This is a genomic window from Spirosoma jeollabukense (genome assembly GCF_054777855.1).
In genome coordinates this window covers 498,331-515,280 of the sequence record NZ_BAAHAD010000003.1, presented here as the reverse complement: position 1 = coordinate 515,280, position 16,950 = coordinate 498,331, and the positions used below count along the sequence as shown (strand labels likewise).

General features: G+C 47.5%; 25 protein-coding genes. 1 reads left to right on the top strand and 24 read right to left on the bottom strand.

The features are described from left to right. Positions 1-4: 4 nt before the first annotated feature. The 15 genes from rpsH to rplC all read right to left on the bottom strand — a co-directional run bounded on the left by rpsH (position 5) and on the right by rplC (position 7,278). Positions 5-403, bottom strand: coding sequence for a 30S ribosomal protein S8 (gene rpsH, locus ACYVEA_RS16285; RefSeq protein WP_093827742.1), 399 nt, complete (start codon positions 401-403; stop codon positions 5-7). Positions 404-493: 90 nt separating this feature from the next. Continuing rightward, positions 494-763: a 30S ribosomal protein S14 gene (rpsN, locus tag ACYVEA_RS16280; RefSeq protein WP_093827744.1), complete on the bottom strand. Its 270-nt coding sequence runs from the start codon at positions 761-763 to the stop codon at positions 494-496. Positions 764-788: 25 nt separating this feature from the next. Beyond that, the gene (gene rplE / locus ACYVEA_RS16275; protein ID WP_093827746.1) at positions 789-1,343 is read right to left on the bottom strand and encodes a 50S ribosomal protein L5; all 555 of its coding nucleotides are present in this window, start codon (positions 1,341-1,343) and stop codon (positions 789-791) included. A 4-nt stretch (positions 1,344-1,347) separates the two neighbouring features. Beyond that, a complete protein-coding gene (gene rplX / locus ACYVEA_RS16270; RefSeq protein WP_461114490.1) occupies positions 1,348-1,713 on the bottom strand; it encodes a 50S ribosomal protein L24 in 366 nt (121 codons plus the stop codon). 3 nt (positions 1,714-1,716) lie between these two features. Next, entirely contained in the window at positions 1,717-2,085 is a 369-nt protein-coding gene (gene rplN / locus ACYVEA_RS16265) for a 50S ribosomal protein L14 (RefSeq protein WP_018618706.1), read from the bottom strand. A 3-nt stretch (positions 2,086-2,088) separates the two neighbouring features. Further along, entirely contained in the window at positions 2,089-2,454 is a 366-nt protein-coding gene (gene rpsQ, locus ACYVEA_RS16260) for a 30S ribosomal protein S17 (protein ID WP_461114489.1), read from the bottom strand. 12 nt (positions 2,455-2,466) lie between these two features. Beyond that, positions 2,467-2,661: a 50S ribosomal protein L29 gene (gene rpmC, locus ACYVEA_RS16255; RefSeq protein ID WP_093827752.1), complete on the bottom strand. Its 195-nt coding sequence runs from the start codon at positions 2,659-2,661 to the stop codon at positions 2,467-2,469. Positions 2,662-2,682: 21 nt separating this feature from the next. Next, a complete protein-coding gene (gene rplP / locus ACYVEA_RS16250; protein ID WP_093827754.1) occupies positions 2,683-3,114 on the bottom strand; it encodes a 50S ribosomal protein L16 in 432 nt (143 codons plus the stop codon). 82 nt (positions 3,115-3,196) lie between these two features. Next, complete coding sequence (rpsC, locus tag ACYVEA_RS16245) at positions 3,197-4,108, bottom strand: 30S ribosomal protein S3 (protein ID WP_461114488.1); 912 nt, start codon at positions 4,106-4,108, stop codon at positions 3,197-3,199. Positions 4,109-4,114: 6 nt separating this feature from the next. After that, positions 4,115-4,507 carry a 50S ribosomal protein L22 gene (gene rplV, locus ACYVEA_RS16240; protein ID WP_093827758.1) on the bottom strand — a complete coding sequence of 131 codons (393 nt, stop codon included), beginning with the start codon at positions 4,505-4,507 and terminating at the stop codon, positions 4,115-4,117. 84 nt (positions 4,508-4,591) lie between these two features. Further along, positions 4,592-4,870, bottom strand: a complete 279-nt coding sequence (gene rpsS / locus ACYVEA_RS16235; RefSeq protein ID WP_018618700.1) for a 30S ribosomal protein S19 — start codon at positions 4,868-4,870, stop codon at positions 4,592-4,594. A gap of 9 nt (positions 4,871-4,879) precedes the next feature. Continuing rightward, positions 4,880-5,704, bottom strand: coding sequence for a 50S ribosomal protein L2 (rplB, locus tag ACYVEA_RS16230; RefSeq protein ID WP_461114487.1), 825 nt, complete (start codon positions 5,702-5,704; stop codon positions 4,880-4,882). Between the two features lie 30 nt (positions 5,705-5,734). Then, the gene (gene rplW, locus ACYVEA_RS16225; RefSeq protein ID WP_461114486.1) at positions 5,735-6,022 is read right to left on the bottom strand and encodes a 50S ribosomal protein L23; all 288 of its coding nucleotides are present in this window, start codon (positions 6,020-6,022) and stop codon (positions 5,735-5,737) included. Positions 6,023-6,024: 2 nt separating this feature from the next. After that, positions 6,025-6,654, bottom strand: coding sequence for a 50S ribosomal protein L4 (gene rplD / locus ACYVEA_RS16220; protein ID WP_461114485.1), 630 nt, complete (start codon positions 6,652-6,654; stop codon positions 6,025-6,027). A gap of 3 nt (positions 6,655-6,657) precedes the next feature. Next, positions 6,658-7,278 carry a 50S ribosomal protein L3 gene (gene rplC / locus ACYVEA_RS16215; RefSeq protein WP_093827766.1) on the bottom strand — a complete coding sequence of 207 codons (621 nt, stop codon included), beginning with the start codon at positions 7,276-7,278 and terminating at the stop codon, positions 6,658-6,660. A gap of 586 nt (positions 7,279-7,864) precedes the next feature. On the opposite strand from rplC, the gene ACYVEA_RS16210 reads away from it, so the two are divergent. Then, complete coding sequence (locus ACYVEA_RS16210) at positions 7,865-8,497, top strand: SGNH/GDSL hydrolase family protein (protein WP_461114600.1); 633 nt, start codon at positions 7,865-7,867, stop codon at positions 8,495-8,497. 1 nt (position 8,498) lies between these two features. On the opposite strand, the gene ACYVEA_RS16205 is transcribed toward ACYVEA_RS16210, so the two are convergent. The 9 genes from ACYVEA_RS16205 to ACYVEA_RS16165 all read right to left on the bottom strand — a co-directional run bounded on the left by ACYVEA_RS16205 (position 8,499) and on the right by ACYVEA_RS16165 (position 16,862). Then, positions 8,499-9,197: a DUF2306 domain-containing protein gene (locus ACYVEA_RS16205; RefSeq protein ID WP_461114484.1), complete on the bottom strand. Its 699-nt coding sequence runs from the start codon at positions 9,195-9,197 to the stop codon at positions 8,499-8,501. A 136-nt stretch (positions 9,198-9,333) separates the two neighbouring features. Further along, positions 9,334-10,263, bottom strand: coding sequence for a LytTR family DNA-binding domain-containing protein (locus ACYVEA_RS16200; protein ID WP_461114483.1), 930 nt, complete (start codon positions 10,261-10,263; stop codon positions 9,334-9,336). Between the two features lie 38 nt (positions 10,264-10,301). Beyond that, on the bottom strand, positions 10,302-10,922 hold the full coding sequence (locus ACYVEA_RS16195) for a rhomboid family intramembrane serine protease (RefSeq protein WP_461114482.1): 621 nt from the start codon (positions 10,920-10,922) through the stop codon (positions 10,302-10,304). Positions 10,923-11,014: 92 nt separating this feature from the next. Further along, positions 11,015-11,986 (bottom strand): polyprenyl synthetase family protein, encoded by a 972-nt coding sequence (locus ACYVEA_RS16190; RefSeq protein ID WP_461114481.1) that lies wholly within the window; start codon positions 11,984-11,986, stop codon positions 11,015-11,017. 61 nt (positions 11,987-12,047) lie between these two features. Then, positions 12,048-12,872 (bottom strand): hypothetical protein, encoded by an 825-nt coding sequence (locus ACYVEA_RS16185; protein ID WP_461114480.1) that lies wholly within the window; start codon positions 12,870-12,872, stop codon positions 12,048-12,050. A 66-nt stretch (positions 12,873-12,938) separates the two neighbouring features. Beyond that, entirely contained in the window at positions 12,939-13,373 is a 435-nt protein-coding gene (locus tag ACYVEA_RS16180) for a nucleoside deaminase (RefSeq protein ID WP_461114479.1), read from the bottom strand. A gap of 11 nt (positions 13,374-13,384) precedes the next feature. Then, entirely contained in the window at positions 13,385-14,065 is a 681-nt protein-coding gene (locus ACYVEA_RS16175; protein WP_461114478.1) for an NUDIX hydrolase, read from the bottom strand. A 54-nt stretch (positions 14,066-14,119) separates the two neighbouring features. Beyond that, complete coding sequence (locus tag ACYVEA_RS16170) at positions 14,120-16,330, bottom strand: S9 family peptidase (protein ID WP_461114477.1); 2,211 nt, start codon at positions 16,328-16,330, stop codon at positions 14,120-14,122. Between the two features lie 10 nt (positions 16,331-16,340). Next, the gene (locus ACYVEA_RS16165) at positions 16,341-16,862 is read right to left on the bottom strand and encodes a DinB family protein (RefSeq protein WP_461114476.1); all 522 of its coding nucleotides are present in this window, start codon (positions 16,860-16,862) and stop codon (positions 16,341-16,343) included. Positions 16,863-16,950: the final 88 nt, after the last annotated feature.

The window sequence follows — 16,950 nt, the reverse complement described above, 5'->3', positions numbered from 1 at the left end:
CGGATTAATATACGTAACACAATACCTCTCCACCTACGTTCAGCGTCTTCGCTTCTTTATCTGTCATCACTCCTTTGGAGGTAGAGATGATAGCAACACCCAGGCCATTCAGAATACGTGGCAGGTGATCAGCACCCCGGTACTGACGTAAACCTGGGCGACTGATACGTTGTAGATCAACGATAGCATTCTGCTTCGTCGTTGGATTATACTTTAGGGCAATTTTGATAGTGCCCTGTGGGGTGCTGTCATCGAACTTGTAGTTCTGAATGTAGCCCTTTTCGTACAAAACTTTGGTAATCTCTTTTTTTATGTTGGAAGCAGGGATCTCCACAACCCGGTGCTTAGCCCGGATGGCGTTTCTAACGCGGGTCAGAAAATCTGCTATTGGGTCTGTATTCATTCTTAGCGTTGCGTTACTTGCAAACCTCTCTTTTAAAGAAAGTTCGCAAAATTACGGAAACTGAATTACAAATAGAAATGGAATCTGGAATTACCAGCTTGCCTTTGTTACTCCTGGGATTTTACCGGCTGATGCCATTTCGCGGAATGTAACCCGTGAAATACCAAACTTGCGCATATAACCCCGAGGACGACCCGTTAATTTGCAGCGATTGTGCAACCGTACAGGTGATGCATTTTTGGGAAGCTTATCCAAACCCAGGTAATCACCTGCAGCTTTTAGAGCAGCCCGTTTCGTAGCGTATTTGGCAACTAACGCTTCGCGTTTCCGTTCCCGTGCTTTGATTGATTCTTTTGCCATTGTGTTTTAGCCTTTGTGTAGGTTACTATTTACCACTTTTAGCAAACGGCATTCCCATTGCTTTCAGCAACTCATAGCTTTCATTGTCCGTATTGGCGGTTGTCACAAACGTGATATCCATACCCGAAATGCGTGCTACTTTGTCGATACTGATCTCAGGGAAGATAATCTGCTCCTGCACACCGAACGTATAATTACCGCGACCGTCAAATCCTTTGTCGCTGATGCCTTTGAAATCCCGTACACGTGGCAACGAAACCGTTGTCAGGCGATCCAGAAACTCATACATCTTCACACCACGTAGCGTCACTTTCGCACCAATGGGCATTTTTTCCCGCAGTTTGAAGTTAGAGACCGCCTTCTTCGACATAGTCGGAACGGCTTTCTGGCCCGTGATGGTCGTTAATTCTTCGACGCCTACATCAACTAATTTCTTATCGGCGACAGCGGCTCCAATACCTTTATTGATGACAATTTTGCTCAGACGCGGCACTTGCATAACCGACTTATATTGAAACTTGTCTTTCAACTGAGGTACGACCTCGCTTAAATATTTTTCTTTCAGTCTTGGCGTTGCCATTTTCTTAGACCTGCTTAGGGTTAACATCAGGGATAAAGTTGCCCGTCTTTTTAGAAAAGCGTTGCAGCTTTCCCTTTTCGTTCAACTTACGGCCCGTGCGGGTGGGTTCGCTGGTAGCTGGATCAACCAGTTTCAGATTACTGATATGGATTGATCCTTCGGTTTTTTCCAGACTCCCCTGCGGGTTAGAAGCCGTTGGCTTCAAGTGTTTCGTAATCATAGCGACCCCCTCAACTCGAGCACGATCTTTTTCTACAATTATTTCTTTCACTGTTCCGCGCTGGCCTTTCGAGTTACCGCCAATTACGACGACCGTATCGCCCGTCTTAATGTGGAACTTATGTTTCGGTAGCGTTATTTTCTTCTCCATTGCTTACAATACTTCCGGGGCTAGCGATACGATTTTCATAAACTGCTTCTCGCGCAATTCGCGGGCTACAGGACCGAAAATCCGGGTGCCACGCGGCTCATCGTTATTGTTGAGCAATACGGCTGCATTGTCTTCAAAGCGGATGTATGAACCGTCTTTACGACGTACTTCCTTTTTGGTCCGAACAACAACAGCTTTAGAAACCGTACCTTTTTTCATGCTGCTGGACGACAGGGCCTGCTTTACCGTCACGACAATCTTGTCACCGACAGATGCATACCGTTTACCTGTACCGCCCAGGACGCGAATAACAAGCACTTCTTTCGCGCCACTGTTATCGGCAACTCCTAATCTTGATTCTTGCTGTACCATGGCTTACTTCGCCTTTTCGATGATTTCGACTAATCTCCAACGCTTATTCTTGCTTAATGGGCGGGTTTCCATAACACGAACGGTGTCACCAATACCACACTCATTTTTCTCGTCATGAACAGTCAATTTTTTCGTCTTGTTCATGAACTTGCCATACATAGGGTGCTTCACTTTGCGATCAATCGCTACCGTGATAGTTTTCTGCATTTTATTGCTGGTCACCCGTCCGATACGCTCTTTCCGAGCGTTACGCTCCGACGCCGATTTTTCTTCGCCCATTGTGGGAGCGACTGCTTTCGGCTGTTCTGCTGCTACGACCGCTGGGGTTTCCTGTTCCGCCTGCGGTGCTGGTGCTTGTTGCTCTTCCATCGTCGTGTCTTATTAGGCTTGCCGCGATTTAACCGTCAGTTCCGTGTGAAGGCGAGCAATCCGTTTCCGGCTCTCGCGGATGCGCATGGGGTTCTCAATGGGAGAGACAGCATGTGCGAACTTCAGTTTCAACAGTCGGTCCTGTTCGGCACCAATCTCGGTGCGTAAGTCTTCGGCCGACAATCCTTTCAAATCTTCTTTTTTCATTTTGTTCGTCGCTTAGGGGTACTATTCCTCGACTTGCTCTTGATAGTCGCGCCGAACCACAAATTTGGTCCGAACGGGCAATTTTTGAGCGGCCAAGCGCAGGGCTTCCATACCCGTTGCTAAATCAACACCCGTCGTTTCGAACATAATCGTGCCGGGCTTTACTACGGCTACCCAATATTCGGGTGCACCTTTACCTTTACCCATCCGAACCTCAGCCGGTTTTTTGGTGATCGGCTTATCGGGGAAAATACGAATCCAAACCTGGCCTTCACGTTTCATGGCCCGAGTTACGGAAATACGAGCGGCTTCAATCTGGCGGGCGGTAATCCGACCTGGTTCCAATGATTTGATACCGAACGTACCGAAAGCGATTTCATGGCCGCGCGATGCGATACCTGGAATCCTTCCTTTATGCTGCTTACGGAATTTTGTTCTTTTTGGCTGTAACATAGCTCTAAAAGTTAGAGTCGATAGTCATTAGTCAATAGTCGTTTGTAATGAGCGACTGGCAACTGGCGACTGGCGACTGGATTTATCGTCTTGGTCCACCACCGCCACGGTTAGCACCACCCGGGGCACCACCGCCACGATTGCCACCACCCTGACCACCACCGCCACGGTTGCCGCCACCTTGGCCGCCACCAGCACGATTGTTACCACCCCGATCATTGCCACCGCGATCACCGCGACCACGACCACCCCGGTCGTTACCATCACGATCGCCACGAGGACCACGACGGTCACCACGGTCATTTGAAGAAGCACTACGTTCTCCGGCTTGTGCCTGGCTCATCATGGCTGCTGGCGACAGGTCGCGCTTGCCATACACTTCGCCTTTGAAAATCCACACTTTAATGCCGATTTTACCGTAAACTGTCTGTGCTTCCGAGATAGCGTAGTCAATGTCAGCACGTAGCGTATGAAGAGGCACACGGCCTTCTTTGTACTGCTCAGAGCGGGCAATTTCAGCACCACCTAAACGACCTGACACTTTCACCTTGATGCCTTGAGCGCCCACCCGGATAGCCGATTGAATCGCCTGCTTCATGGCACGACGGAAAGAAATCCGAGCTTGTAGCTGCTGAGCAATAGCTTCACCAACGAGTTTAGCATCAATTTCAGGCCGCTTGATCTCGAAGATATTGATCTGGACATCTTTGCCCGTAATCTTTTTCAGCTCTTCTTTGATTTTATCAACCTCACCACCGCCTTTGCCAATAACAATACCCGGACGAGCCGTGTGAATTGTCAGCGTAACGCGTTTCAGTGTACGCTCTATAACAACCCGAGCAATAGCTCCTTTCGGAATACGGGCTGCTACATATTTCCGGATTTTCTCATCTTCAACGAGTTTGTCCGCAAATTCTTTGCCGCCGTACCAGCTCGACTCCCAGCCCCGAACAATACCAAGTCGCAGGCCAATTGGATTTATTTTTTGTCCCATTTCTGTCTATTGTTCGTTTTCAGGGGTTTCTGCTTCTGCCGATTCCAACAAGGCTTTGGCTGCGCTGTCAACCACAATGGTAATATGGTTAGACCGCTTCCGAATCCGGTGACCACGGCCCTGTGGAGCTGGTCGTAGACGCTTAAGCATCGGCCCACCATCCACAAAAATCGTTTTCACATAAAGATCAGCATCTTCAATACGCTCATCTTCATTCTTTTGCTGCCAGTTGGCAACGGCTGACAAAAGCACTTTCTGCAATACGTCAGCACCAGCCTGTGGCTGATATTTTAAAAGACCCAACGCCCGGCTAACGCGCTGACCACGAATCAGGTCGGCGATTAACCGCATTTTACGGGGCGACGTGGGCACATCTTTAAGTTTTGCTACTGCTTCCATTTTTCTTATAGTCGTTAGTCAGTAGTCGATAGCCGTTAGTTAATTGAAAGTCACTGATGACTGACCGCTAACGACTGACGACTATTACCGTTTGCCCTTGTCTTTTTTTGCGGTGTGCCCCCGGAAGTTGCGCGTTGGGGAGAATTCTCCCAGCTTATGACCTACCATGTTCTCCGTTACATAAACCGGAATAAACTTGTTGCCATTGTGAACGGCGAAGGTATGGCCAACGAAATCTGGTGAAATCATCGAACGACGCGACCAGGTTTTGATGACCGATTTCTTGCCCGAATCATTTTGCGTCTGGACTTTATTGTCTAGACGAAAATCAATATATGGGCCTTTTTTGAGTGAACGTGCCATTATTATCTGTTACTTTTTGCGTCGGCTAATAATCATGCTTTCAGATGCCTTGTTCTTATTGCGGGTCTTCTGACCTTTAGCGAACTGGCCATTACGCGAACGTGGGTGACCACCGGATGCCCGGCCTTCGCCACCACCCATTGGGTGATCGACAGGGTTCATAACCACAGCCCGAACGCGGGGACGACGACCTAACCAACGGCTACGGCCAGCCTTACCCATTACGACGTTCATATGGTCGGGGTTCGATACTGAACCAACCGTAGCCATACCAGCGCTTAATACCCGGCGTGTTTCACCTGAAGGCAAACGCAGGATAGCGTATTTGTCTTCCCGGCCTACCAACTGAGCGTATGTGCCAGCTGAACGGGCCATGGCACCACCTCTACCCGGTGTCAACTCAATGTTGTGAACGATGGTACCAATTGGCATCAAAGCCAGTGGAAGCGCGTTACCAACATCAGGTGTTGACCCTTCGCCCGACTGAATAGTCTGACCTACGGTGATACCTTGTGGTGCGATGATGTAGCGTTTTTCGCCGTCTGGATATTGCACCAGCGAGATGCGGGCCGAACGGTTTGGATCGTATTCTACAGTCAAAACTTCGGCAGGTTGGCCGACTTTATCGCGCTTGAAGTCGATAATGCGGTATTTCCGCTTATGTCCTCCACCAATGTAGCGCATAGTGCGGTGACCTTCGTTATTACGGCCACCGGTTCTCTTAATGGGCTCCAGCAGACTCTTTTCTGGCTTGGAGGCTGTTATTTCCGCAAAGTCGGGTGCCACGCGAAAACGTGTACTCGGCGTTATTGGTCTTAGTTTTTTAACTCCCATGACTGATTAATTGGTAGAGCAATGCTCGGTTTACAGGTCAGCGTAAATATCAATTACTTCGCCCTCTGCAACCGTTACGATTGCTTTCTTAATGGTTGGGGTCTTGCCCGATACAACGCGTCCATTAATGTTTTTGCTGCGCTTCTTTCCATAGACCCGGAAAGTATTCACTGCTTCAACATTAACACCGTACATTTTCTCGATGGCTTTACCGATTTCGAGCTTGTTGGCTCTTAGTTCAACCTCAAAAGCATACTTCCCTTGCTTGTTAAGGCCCGTCATTTTTTCGGTGACGATTGGTCGTTTCAGTACGCTCATGGCTATTTGTCGAACAACGTTTGGATGGTTGACAGTGCTTCTTCGCTAATCAGCAGTTGGTCGGCGTTCATCAGATCATAGGTATTTACCTGCGATGCTGTGGTCACTTTCGTCTTCTGCACGTTCCGGCTCGACAGTACTACGTTCAGGTTCACGTCCGGCAGGATAAGCAGTGTTTTACGACCCGTTAATTTCAGATCGCTTATGAACTGAATATAATCTTTCGTGCGGGGTGCTTCCAGCGTGATGTTGTCAATAACCGAAATCTTTTCAGCCTTCGCTTTTACGGCATAAGCCGATTGGCGGGCCAGCGATTTCACTTTTTTGTTCAATTTGAAGCTGTAATCACGGGGGCGGGGACCGAAAATCGTACCACCACCGACAAAGACTGGCGACTTGGCGCTACCTGCGCGGGCACCACCTGTACCTTTTTGCTTCTTCAACTTACGCGTCGAGTGCGCATTTTCAGCACGCTCTTTCGCTTTGTGCGTTCCTTGCCGTTGGTTGGCTAAGTATTGTTTCACGTCGAGGTAAATCGCGTGTTGGTTTGGCTCAATGCCGAAAACCTCTTCCGGAAGCGTGACCTTTTTGCCTGTGTCCTCGCCTTTGCTGTTATATACGATTACTTCCATGACCTACTTCTCGATAATAACGTATGAATTTTTGGCTCCTGGAATCGAACCGCTAACAACGAGCAGGTTTTGCTCAGGCAGAACACGCAAAACGCGCAGGTTTTGAACCTTCACACGATTGCCGCCCATCCGGCCGGCCATCCGAAGACCTTTGAACACACGCGATGGGAACGAGCAAGCACCAATCGAACCTGGGTGACGTCCCCGGTTATGCTGACCGTGCGTTTGACCGCCAACCCCACCGAATCCATGACGTTTCACAACGCCTTGGAAACCACGACCTTTTGCAGTTCCAACTACGTCAACGAAGTCAGCTTCTGCAAATACATCGGCAACCGAAAGTGTTTCGCCAAGATTGAGCTCTTTTTCGAATTCTTTAAATTCGACTAGTTTGCGCTTAGGCGTGGTACCTGCTTTTTTGAAGTGGCCCATTTCCGGCTTGTTACTGTGCTTTTCTTTTTTCTCGCCATAACCCAGTTGCACAGCCGTGTAGCCATCTTTCTCGATGCTACGGACTTGCGTTACGACACAGGGACCCGTCTCAATCACTGTACATGCCAGAGCCTGCCCGTCCGCATTGTACACGCTGGTCATCCCGATTTTCTTGCCAATTAAACCAGACATTTGTGTTTGTTTAAAGTAAGCAGGTAAAAAATAGGTACTTGAATTTCCCACTCGGATTCTCCGAATCGGGCCGCAAAGGTAGGCAAATAATCAGACGAATCCTATATGTGCTTAACAATCAGCCCTAAAAAGACACAAAAAAAGGCCGGGCGCGCTGCACCTGACCTTCAATGGCACACAAAGCCATGCATAGCATGGTTTGTTTGTCGAAAAGTCAGATGTGGTTTCTGCTGATAGCGGACCTTCATCCTAATATGTCGTCAACTCGCAAGTCGAGTTTGGGAGTGCAAAAATAGAGAATAGTTATTAGAAATGGAAAATTTATTTTAAAATAAACATGTAAGAATTATTTCTACGTTTGTCTGTATACTATCAATAAGTGCACTATTGCGTATGAGTTGCTATAATTTATTAAGTGAGCTTTTTAAAATCTTATTTTATTATACCCACGTTTATTGGTGTGAGTTCAATGACCAACGAATGAGCAAAAATTATGGTAATCATAAAAATTACACAAATCTGCCGAGTTGCCGTCGCCGTTCTCATTTCTTCATTAGCCTGTATACAACGTACCCCTAAGTCTGATATGGTTGTGAACCCGAACGCTGGCGCATCAGCGTATTCTTTTTTGTCGCTTGGCGATTCATACACCATTGGCGAAAGTGTTTCTGCAAACTATCGCTGGAGTGTGCAATTGGCCGATATGCTACGTAAAGTAGGGAAAGATGTAGGAGATCCAGACATTATTGCCCGTACGGGATGGACAACTGCCGAATTACAAAATGCAATAAAAACTAGTGGTAATAATAAAAAATATGATCTGGTCTCGCTTTTAATTGGCGTAAACAATCAATACAGAGGACAAAGTCAGGATCAATATCGAATCGAATTTAGGGAGCTACTCCAAACGGCAACCAAATTTGCTGGCGGCAAGGCTACACACATATTCGTACTGTCGGTTCCTGATTGGGGCGTGTCACCCTATGCTGCTGGCCAAAATAAGACTAAAATTGGGCAGGAAATTGACCAGTTCAATGCCATCGCCAAAGATGAATGCCAGAAAGCTGAGATTACTTATGTTGACATTACGCTGCTGAGTCGCTCTGCTGCTGGGGACGATAGCCAATTCGCTTCGGATGGCCTTCATTATTCAGGCAAACAGATGAAACTGTGGGCTGAAAAGGCCTTGCCACTGGTAAAAGAGTTGCTAAAAAAATAACCTACGCTTTCACAGGTGTTTGTGTTCCACCAAACTTCTGTTTGTAATACCGTACCGTTCTGCTAATCAGCACTCCTCCAATAACAGAAGGCGCAATCCAAGTGAGTGTAGCCATCCATTCAGGCGCATTGATTGGTAAGATTCGACTATTATTAGTCACTAATGCGGCCGTGAACGTAGCAATATAGGAGCCCCCCATGCGAGTGAAGTGCTGAAAAAACCAGTGCATTTTTTCTGTTGGTCGATTCATTGCCTGAATGTCCCGCCCAGCAAATGTGAAGGTTAGTATTCCGAAGAAAGAAAATAGAATCGAAAAGAAGGAGGCTCCATTCGACGCCATTAAATATACCCCGAAGCCAACCATCAGCACGCTGACAGCAAGAGTTAAATAGGTCAGGATTTTATCTGTCTGTTGAGGTCCAAATTTTTTCTGTTTCGTAGCTCGCCAGCCGGTCATGCTCAGGTAAAAGCTAAAAATGGCGATGCCCGTTAGGAAAAGCCGCATCATCTTAAACGGTTGAAGTACGCACAAGAGCAGAGCTGAGACTGCAACCGCAATCATGCAATAGACGTAAATCAATCCGGCGCGATTGTGAAGGCGGCTGCCTTTTTTAGAATACATCGGAACCAGGCCAATTAAAAGAGCGATGACACCTGTAGCAATGTGAGTAATGAGTAGGGAAATGATAAGCGTTTTCATGGCCGTTACCGGGTTTGTTATTCGTTGAGACAAACCTACAATGGCTAATAGACCAGGGGCAACTAATAGGGCTGAACAGCACTCTTTGGGGAGTTTAGCAACTCAAGACTTTGTTTGGGACGAATGGAGGGGCGTTTTACAAAGCTTTCAACTCGGCAACAAGTGTTTCATTATACTGGCGGGCAACGGGTATCTGAAATTGACCACCCAGCAAATGGAGTTTATAACCCTGTGCATTGCCTGTTACGCGCTCAACCCGGTCCAGATTGACCACATACGAACGATGGCACCGTACAAATGGAGTACGAGCTACACTCGGCAACGGTATCTGCTTTTCCAATCGGCTAAGACTGCTACGTAGCAGTGGTTTAACAGGTTGACCATTTTTGAGATGAACGACAGTGCAATAGTTATCACTTGACTCAATAAAAAGCAGGTCTTTCAGCTGAATCATCAACATATCTTTCTCGTTGTCGGCGATGAGCGTCAACGTAGTATTGGAATTGGAATTTGTATCAGTTGGGCTGTCAGATGAACTGATCACATCAGACTTAGCAGGTAGAATAGTGGGAGCAGACGAATGAACCGCCAACTCTGCTGCCGCCTGGCTATATTTTTTGAGTTGGTTGATATAACTAAACAAAACAAGGCCAACTACAGGAAACAATCCGACTAAGAAAGTAACTAAGATCATTCCGAACCAGCTTAACCCACTGCTTTCGCCCAAGTCTAGTAACCATACCAGATAAACACGATTGGCTATAGAAATCAACAGAATATTCGCCATAATGGCTAGTACCTCTCGGCCAACCGTCCAGTGCTGTTCAGCGAAAGCATGAGGAAATAGCCGCCGGACTATGATAAAGTAAAGTGCTGTTACGACAAACGACACGACGCCAAAGCCCAGTATTTTGACAGTTTTATTAGGTGTTTCCCAAAGATTTAAACCAAAGGGCTGAAAAACCAGCAAGAATACCCCAACAAATACGCCAATCAGAACAGCTTTCCTTACCTGTGAAGTAGGCCTATCATCAGTAGGATAAGGTTGATTGAAAAGGCTGAACATGGTTTGTTTATGAACTTAGCAAATGATTGTGCTATCGTTTAAAACAATCGCCAACTGGCAATCTGTTCAAAAAAGCTAGGTAGCGCTGGCGGATAGGCAATGATCATGAAAAGAACGCCAAACAAAGCACCGTAAAAGTGAGCATCGTGATTGACACGCCCTAAACCCCGCCGTGATTCATAATAGGAATACGCGAGATACAAAGCTCCGAAAATGAAGCCGGGAATGCACAGCGCGAAATAGAGGCAGATTTCAGTTAAGGGTCGAAACAGAATACCCGCAAAAACAATGGCAGCTACGCCCCCCGATGCCCCTAATGAATTATAGCCAGAGTCAGTACGGTGCTTCAGAAAACTTGGAATGTCGGATACCAGAATGGCCACTAAGTAAAAGCCAATCATATAGATAGGTCCGCTATTCCCAAACAACATCCCAAATACTTGCTCAATGAAGCCCCCAAAAAAGTAAAGGCTTAACATGTTGAAGAACAGATGTCCCCAGTCGGCATGCAAAAACCCCGACGTGATCAGCCGGTAATATTGCCCCCGTTTAGCGATCTGGTAGGGATTCATGATCCAGCGATCCATCAGGCTATAATTATTCCAGGCGCCAACACTGACAATGACCGTTACAACAATAATAATAAGCGTTACACTCATAATTTTATGTATGATTCTCTTATGTACGATGTAGGATATATAAAAACGCTTAGGACTATATCATATTCATATGTCCTACATTATACACATTTTCAGCTTTCCCGCTCGACTAGCTGCCGAGCAAATTGAATTAGTACATTTTTTCGATCAGCATCAGCCTTAACCTGATCAAAATTGGCAAATCCCCGGGTAAAATAATCATTAATACGGGCTTCAGTAAGTTGGCGAATGCCCAACTGATCATAAATAGACGTAACAGCCTGGACTTTTTCACCTTTTTCAAACTCAGTTCGTGTAAGCCAGTCGGTCAATTCATCTTTAACAGAGCCTTTAGCCTGCTGGAGTGCTTCGATGAGTAAAAAGGTCTTTTTATTGGCGATAATATCTCCCCCAACCTGTTTACCAAATTTAGCCGGGTCACCATACACATCCAGCAAGTCGTCTTTCAACTGAAAACCAACACCAATATTCATACCACCTTCATAAAGATGTCGGGTCGTTTCTTCATCTGCGCCTGCAATCAGACCGCCCAATTCAAGGGCATACCCGAGCAAAACTGATGTTTTAAGGCGAATCATATCAATGTATTCGGCTTCTGTTACGTCCCAGCGCGTCTCAAAGTTCATGTCCATCTGCTGGCCTTCACAAACCTCAGCAGCCGTGCGACTGAAGCGAGCTAACGCAGGCGCTAGTTTATCGCCCTCTATGTTCAGCAGAAGCTGATAGGCATTTACGAGCATCACATCGCCCGACAGAATAGCGATGTTGCCATTCCATTTTTCATGCACGGTCAACTGGCCACGACGCAAGGGCGCCTGATCCATAATATCGTCGTGCATAAGAGTGAAATTGTGAAACACCTCAACGCCAAGCGCTGGCCGAACGGCTTTTTGCCAATCATCAGTGAAGAGATAGGTGGCCATTAATGTTAGCAGCGGGCGCATTCGCTTACCACCAAGATTCATAATGTACCGAATAGGATCGTAGAGTTCAGGAGGATGCTGACCGTATTGGGTATGTTGAAGTTCGTTTTGAAGGGCGTCAATAAAAACAGCTGGACTCATTCGGTTGTAGCAGTGCTCTGCTGGGTTTGACGCCAAAAATACAGCAAAACCCCTCAAAACCCTAACCGCCAAACATCCGGCGGTAATTCCGCTGAGACGGTGTTATGATAACGAAGACAAGACGCAGAGACAGAACAACGTAGCCATCCCGTCGATTCGAATTACCACGTATGGCACCGACTGCATTAGGCGTTTGACCTAGTTCAAACCGTCGGTCAGACAGAGCAGCGGCAAGTGGCTGCATGCCCGTTCTATCAGGATATACCGTACTCACATCATCTACATAATCGCTCAGCACATGTGTGTAAGTACCTTCAAAATGCCATTTAAACCGCTCATTAGCAGCAATTGGTACACCTAACCCGTACCGAATGATGAGTGGCAAGCGATTGTAGGCAACGCCTTCTGTATGCAATGGAGCAAGGCTTACAGCTTTCCCTTTGTAAGCAGTTTTGGGCGTTAAGTAGGTCAGACCCAGCCCGGCCAGTACGTATGGGATGATGACATGATTTCTATTATCGTCCCGCCAGAAATCCCATTGCAAACCCGCCCAGATGTCTGGGTTCAAGCTACGAAAGGAAAGATTATTGTAAGCAAGGTGTGTGTCCTGCTGACTACCCCGAATAAAATACAGTTGTGCTTCACCTCGAAGTGTAAGTTGCGGAGAATATCGGAAAGCAGCGGCTACATTAAGGGCAGTGCCTAATCGAAGATGAGCTAAATCACTACGTTCGTTTAAGTCGCCAACGTAGCGGGTAGTGCCCAACCCAACGTTCAGTAACCAGGTACCGGGTTTTTCCCGCCAGTATTCAGAACGTTGGGCTAGCAATTCAGCAGATGTGAAAATCCAGGCCGCGAAAACAAAGGGAAGTATCAAAAATCGCATAAAGCCTGTCATTACGAGAAGGCTTATGTGACGTATTCTAATCAGAAAGGTAACGACTATTCAATATTACAACTCTCCAATATCCTCATTCCAGAGAGTAGGCTTTTCAGCGATGAACTGCTTCATCATCTCAACGCATTCGGGTAAATCAAGGTCAATGACTTCGACACCGTGCTGCTCCATAAAATCCCGTGCACCCGGAAACGTCCGTGATTCGCCCACAACTACCTTCGGAATTTTGAACTGCACAATGGTGCCTGCGCACATGTAACAAGGCATCAACGTTGAATAGATAACCGTGTTTTTGAAGGAACCAACGCGACCGGCATTGTTCAGGCAATCCATTTCGCCGTGCAGAATAGGATTATTTTCCTGCACACGCTTATTATGACCCGAAGCCACTAATTCACCGTTTTTGGTAAGGGCCGAGCCAATCGGAATACCCCCTTCGCTCAAACTTTTCTGGGCCTGTCGAATGGCCTCCTGCATGAATTCGTCCATACTAGTTCGGTTTACAATAATTTCATCGTTTCGTAATCCCTAACGTGATTCAGGTATAAGAAATCAAGGAGTAACCCATTGACGTTGGTAATGAGCTTATGAGCCTCGGGCAACGTAGCGACTACGCTTGTAATACGCTCATGCTCTGATTCATTGCCCATATTTTTAAAGTGGAAAGCCATGATTTCATCCCGAGACATTTCTTTCTCAATAAAGAAAAAGTGCATGCCTTCATCGCTGGTTCCTGTACTGGGATGCCACACCTGAGGATTCAATTTGGTCAACTCAGCAGCCGTTACGGTCATGCCAATTTCCTCCCCTAGTTCTCGGGCAGCTACCTCATCGGGCTCGTCGCTGGCATCGACCATTCCGGCTGGATGTTCGTAGGTTTGAGACCCGTCGGCAATACGTCGCTGCTTCACCAAGACCACGAATTTCTGACGGGTCTCTTTATCAATTAAACACACCAACATAGAAACGGCATGACCTTTGAGAAACAACGCGGGGGGAATTTTATCGCCTTCGGGCGTATCGGCGTCTACTTCGAGCATAGCAAACAGCACTTCGCCATTGTGCCGACGTCGAATGTAAAAATCCTTTACATCATTGATTTTCATTCCGTTACTTTCCATCTGACTTTTCCAGTACCGGAACTTTGTTGCATCCTGAAGGGCCTCTTCTTGCTTACTCATACTAGTTTTTTAATTTTAAGTAAGGCGCCGGTTCCTCACCAGCACCCTGGCATTTTACTTCTGCGTCAATCGCTGTGCATCGGTGCCAACGTAGCGTTCAAAGAACTCATAGATACGTAGCAACCGATCAATCCGCTGACGAACATTTCCAGATCGGCTCAGTTCGTGCGTAGCGCCCGGCATACGTACATACTCAACTGGACGACCCAGTATTTTCAGACTTTTATACATCATTTCGCTTTGAATTGGCCCCGTACGCAGATCGTTTTCGCCGTGTTTGATTAACAACGGCGTTCTAATATTCTGGACAAATGTGTAGGGCGAGTTAGCATCCAGCACCTTGGCTTCTGCCGACCAGGGATACGCAAAATAGTTGGGAATCAGGCGCCAGGCGTTGCCTTCACCCAGAAACGTAGTAAGATCATAAACACCCCGCTGGGCAAAAGCAGCCTTAAAGCGGTTATCATGTCCAACGATCCAGGCGGTCAGGTAACCCGCATAGGAGCCGCCCGTGATCACCTGCCGACTCGTGTCCACCCAGGCTTCTCTGGCCGCATCCGTAACAGCCGCCAGTACGTCTTCGGCCGGGCCTGTTCCCCAATCTTTGATATTTGCCCGCTGAAAGTTAATTCCGTAACCGCCCGAACCGCGTGGATTGGCATAGACAACCCCATACCCCTGCGAACACATATACTGAAATTCGTGCCACATCGACACCTCACCAGGTCCCCACATCGCCGTTGGCCCACCGTGCATATTCAGCAGAAGCGGATACTTTTTGCCCGCATCAATACCCGTAGGCTTCATGATCCAGTAATCGACCGTCTGGCCAAGTGAGTTTTTGTACGTGCGTTTTTCGGGAAAACTCAGTGTTTTTTGAACCACCCAATCGTTGTGGCTGCTCAATTTTGTCTGCGTCTTCGCATCTGTATTCGTCAGGTATAATTCCGATGGATTCGCTACTTCAGTTTTGGCCAGAACAACCTGATTATCTGCTACGTCGAAACTGGTGATCCCATTTGTGAAATCTGTTAGCTGCGTAACCTGCCGTGTTGTCGGATCGAGCCGGTAGAGTGGCGCACCTCCGTTGGACGAAGCCGTGAAATAAATCGCGTAAAGGCCTTGTGGAGCCTTTTTGGCTTTAGCCGCAACGGGCATAGTTGTCCAGGTTAAATTACTGGCAGCCCGGTCGAAGGTTATGAGTTGACTGTTTGATGCCGTCGTCCCTGTCAGCGTTGCCAGCCCGATTTGAGGGAAATTTACCCCTTCTGAAGGACTCACCGAAAACGCCAGTTGCTTACCATCAGGCGACACCTCGGGTGAACTATAGCTTTTTCCCACTTCACCCAACACCTTCGTTCGGGTACCAGACCCATCGGCCGGAATAAACACGATAGCATTATCCTGTTCGCGGTCGGGGTGTTTGAGGCTATCCAGATCGGTTACGGCTAATAAACCCTGTCCACTGGGCAACCAGTTTGGGGCCTGAAACGATGTAAAGCCCCGAGTTAGTGGTTTCGCACTAGCCCCTTCCCGTACCTCAATGCCATATAGATGTGTAAAATTCATCTCTGGCTCGGTCGTAGCCTCACCCTGAAAATTCAATCGGTTAATAACTTTAGCTTTCTTGTCCTCAACATCTTTGTTCAGATACGCGCGTATCTCGGCCAGCGACCCATCGGGATTTGGCTTTATTTTTTTATCCGTCCGAATAAAATCATTCGTCGCAAAGCCCGGCTTTTCCAGCGACCAGGAAGGCGTTCTTTTTGCCGGATTGATAAGGCTATCCTTAAGCATTTCGGCCATCGTCAGGGTCGACGTAAATGTAATCCGTTTGCCGTCGGGCGACCAAAGCGGGCCCGACGCTGCATATGGACCGTTGGTCAGTTGCCAGGCTTCCCCCCCATCGAGTGGCATAATAAATACCTGTCCTTTTCCTTTCACTGTTCGAATGAACGCTACGTTCTTCCCATCCGGCGACCAAACCGGCTGCCGGGCCGACTCCGCGCCGTGTGTCAGCGCCTTGCTGTCACCCGGTTTTAGGTTGGTCAAATAAATGTGGGTTTTGTATTCGTACTCCTCTTTTTGATCGGGATTGGGTTCAATTGTGGCCAGTGTATAGACAGCACGCTTCCCGTCAGGAGCGAGTTCAATCCCACCGACCTGTTTGATACGTATCAGGTCGGTAACGGTAACTTTGGATTTGGTCTGGGCGTATACCGTTGGCGCCGTTAAGGCAACAAGTAGAAGAATTCGGAATCGCATCGTTTGTTGATTAAGTTAATAATGGAAGGTACCGTTCTCGAATGATATTGACGTGATGCGTAGCGTGGCCTACCAGTACAAAGCCAAGCGCTAGCACCGAGATTGTCTGATTAAAGGCCAGCCCACTACGTAGCAGCATGTCCTCATCAAAACTTTTAAATAAGGCGATTGTCGATTGCCTAACCGCAGCATACTCCTCATACAGATCGGCAATGGTTCGGTGGATTGCGTTCGTGTTTCGGCCGAATAATTCTTCGTCGTAACCTGGCAAAGCCGTTTTATCGTTACGGGCGAAACGCATGGCCCGATACGACATAATACGTTCGTTGTCAATGATATGCTGTAGAATATCTTTCACGGTCCACTTATCGGGCGCGTACCGTAGATCACCAAGAGCCTCCAGCGTTTTTGCGGGAATCAGCTTCTCGAATGAAGCACCTTCTGTTAGTGCATCGATAATGAGCATGTTATCGGCCAGATTAATGTATCGGTCGAAGAACTGCGGCATTATGGGTATTTCAGATTTCGTCATAGTCAGGTGGCAGCTATTCAATACACAAACTCCCCGAAAGTACTGAACTTTCGGAGAGTTTTCATGGCTTAGGAAGCCGATAGAGCAC

What these genes read in the sequence shown, in the direction of transcription:
- ACYVEA_RS16210 (WP_461114600.1), top strand. Translation starts at nt 7,865, where the DNA reads ATGGTTGTGAACCCGAACGCTGGCGCATCAGCGTATTCTTTTTTGTCG.
- rplE (WP_093827746.1), bottom strand. Translation starts at nt 1,343, where the DNA reads ATGGCAACGCCAAGACTGAAAGAAAAATATTTAAGCGAGGTCGTACCT.
- rpmC (WP_093827752.1), bottom strand. Translation starts at nt 2,661, where the DNA reads ATGAAAAAAGAAGATTTGAAAGGATTGTCGGCCGAAGACTTACGCACC.
- ACYVEA_RS16165 (WP_461114476.1), bottom strand. Translation starts at nt 16,862, where the DNA reads ATGACGAAATCTGAAATACCCATAATGCCGCAGTTCTTCGACCGATAC.
- ACYVEA_RS16185 (WP_461114480.1), bottom strand. Translation starts at nt 12,872, where the DNA reads ATGCGATTTTTGATACTTCCCTTTGTTTTCGCGGCCTGGATTTTCACA.
- rplB (WP_461114487.1), bottom strand. Translation starts at nt 5,704, where the DNA reads ATGGGAGTTAAAAAACTAAGACCAATAACGCCGAGTACACGTTTTCGC.
- rplV (WP_093827758.1), bottom strand. Translation starts at nt 4,507, where the DNA reads ATGGAAGCAGTAGCAAAACTTAAAGATGTGCCCACGTCGCCCCGTAAA.
- rplW (WP_461114486.1), bottom strand. Translation starts at nt 6,022, where the DNA reads ATGAGCGTACTGAAACGACCAATCGTCACCGAAAAAATGACGGGCCTT.
- ACYVEA_RS16175 (WP_461114478.1), bottom strand. Translation starts at nt 14,065, where the DNA reads ATGAGTAAGCAAGAAGAGGCCCTTCAGGATGCAACAAAGTTCCGGTAC.
- rpsN (WP_093827744.1), bottom strand. Translation starts at nt 763, where the DNA reads ATGGCAAAAGAATCAATCAAAGCACGGGAACGGAAACGCGAAGCGTTA.
- rplD (WP_461114485.1), bottom strand. Translation starts at nt 6,654, where the DNA reads ATGGAAGTAATCGTATATAACAGCAAAGGCGAGGACACAGGCAAAAAG.
- ACYVEA_RS16205 (WP_461114484.1), bottom strand. Translation starts at nt 9,197, where the DNA reads ATGAAAACGCTTATCATTTCCCTACTCATTACTCACATTGCTACAGGT.
- rpsC (WP_461114488.1), bottom strand. Translation starts at nt 4,108, where the DNA reads ATGGGACAAAAAATAAATCCAATTGGCCTGCGACTTGGTATTGTTCGG.
- rpsH (WP_093827742.1), bottom strand. Translation starts at nt 403, where the DNA reads ATGAATACAGACCCAATAGCAGATTTTCTGACCCGCGTTAGAAACGCC.
- ACYVEA_RS16195 (WP_461114482.1), bottom strand. Translation starts at nt 10,922, where the DNA reads ATGAGTGTAACGCTTATTATTATTGTTGTAACGGTCATTGTCAGTGTT.
- rpsS (WP_018618700.1), bottom strand. Translation starts at nt 4,870, where the DNA reads ATGGCACGTTCACTCAAAAAAGGCCCATATATTGATTTTCGTCTAGAC.
- rplN (WP_018618706.1), bottom strand. Translation starts at nt 2,085, where the DNA reads ATGGTACAGCAAGAATCAAGATTAGGAGTTGCCGATAACAGTGGCGCG.
- ACYVEA_RS16200 (WP_461114483.1), bottom strand. Translation starts at nt 10,263, where the DNA reads ATGTTCAGCCTTTTCAATCAACCTTATCCTACTGATGATAGGCCTACT.
- ACYVEA_RS16190 (WP_461114481.1), bottom strand. Translation starts at nt 11,986, where the DNA reads ATGAGTCCAGCTGTTTTTATTGACGCCCTTCAAAACGAACTTCAACAT.
- ACYVEA_RS16180 (WP_461114479.1), bottom strand. Translation starts at nt 13,373, where the DNA reads ATGGACGAATTCATGCAGGAGGCCATTCGACAGGCCCAGAAAAGTTTG.
- ACYVEA_RS16170 (WP_461114477.1), bottom strand. Translation starts at nt 16,330, where the DNA reads ATGCGATTCCGAATTCTTCTACTTGTTGCCTTAACGGCGCCAACGGTA.
- rplP (WP_093827754.1), bottom strand. Translation starts at nt 3,114, where the DNA reads ATGTTACAGCCAAAAAGAACAAAATTCCGTAAGCAGCATAAAGGAAGG.
- rplX (WP_461114490.1), bottom strand. Translation starts at nt 1,713, where the DNA reads ATGGAGAAGAAAATAACGCTACCGAAACATAAGTTCCACATTAAGACG.
- rplC (WP_093827766.1), bottom strand. Translation starts at nt 7,278, where the DNA reads ATGTCTGGTTTAATTGGCAAGAAAATCGGGATGACCAGCGTGTACAAT.
- rpsQ (WP_461114489.1), bottom strand. Translation starts at nt 2,454, where the DNA reads ATGGAAGAGCAACAAGCACCAGCACCGCAGGCGGAACAGGAAACCCCA.